This window comes from Pseudomonas sp. K5002 (genome assembly GCF_013386655.1).
Classification (GTDB): domain Bacteria; phylum Pseudomonadota; class Gammaproteobacteria; order Pseudomonadales; family Pseudomonadaceae; genus Aquipseudomonas.
Genome location: NZ_JACARK010001240.1, coordinates 1 through 763, shown reverse-complemented (window position 1 = coordinate 763; position 763 = coordinate 1). Strand labels below are relative to the sequence as shown.

The following is a 763-nucleotide window of genomic DNA, read 5'->3' as shown; positions in this document are numbered from 1 at the left end:
GCTTGGGCCACAGCACCTGCCCCCACCGCAACGCTGCGCTCACTGCCGGCCTGGGCGTTGGCCCCGATAGCCACGGCCTTGCTACCCGGCGACACCGTTGCCTTTTCATTGCCTTGGGTGTCAACGGCGATGCCGGAGGCTCGTTGCATCAACTGCTTGACCTGCCGGTCGACGGCGTGGAGTTGTCGGCCATTGACGACATCGGTGCTGTCGACGCTCAAGGCACCCTCCTTCACACCCGTCAGAACACGAGGTCCCTGCGTACCCGTGAGATCGACACGAACGCCGTCAGTGTCCCGCGCCACCTGGATGTTCCGGTTGAGGGAGTCCTGGCGAACCAGGCCGACCTGTCCGTTGTTCACCTGCTCGCGCAAGCTGGCCATGTTCGCTGTGGCCTTGTCGGCCTTGCCGTTGACTGCATTCAGCGACGCGTCGAGTGTTTCGATAGCCTGCCCGACGTTGCCGGCCTGGACCTGGCCAACGGGGCCACCCTCAGAGTCGATCCGGGTCACAGCGTAGGCCGGTGCTTTCAACGAACCATCCGCGTTGACGGCAGCGCCACCGCCCAGCGCATCAGCCAATGCCTGTCGGCCTGCGTGGTTCGCTGACTGTATGCGATCAAGCACGGTTTCACCATCCTCCAGCCCCTGCAATTGTGCTGCTGCGCGCTCCGCCACCTGGCCAACCTGACTAGCGAATGTGTGAGCAGCGTTTGCGGCCTCACGTGCGTCAGCAGCAGTGCCGCCAGCGGTATCGGCAGCAT

Annotated in this window: 1 protein-coding gene; it reads right to left on the bottom strand. The window is 64.4% G+C overall.

The features are described 5' to 3' along the window. Positions 1-626: hypothetical protein (locus tag HX846_RS40515; protein WP_256740336.1), on the bottom strand; the 626-nt coding region annotated here is incomplete at its 3' end. Between the last annotated feature and the right edge of the window lie 137 nt (positions 627-763).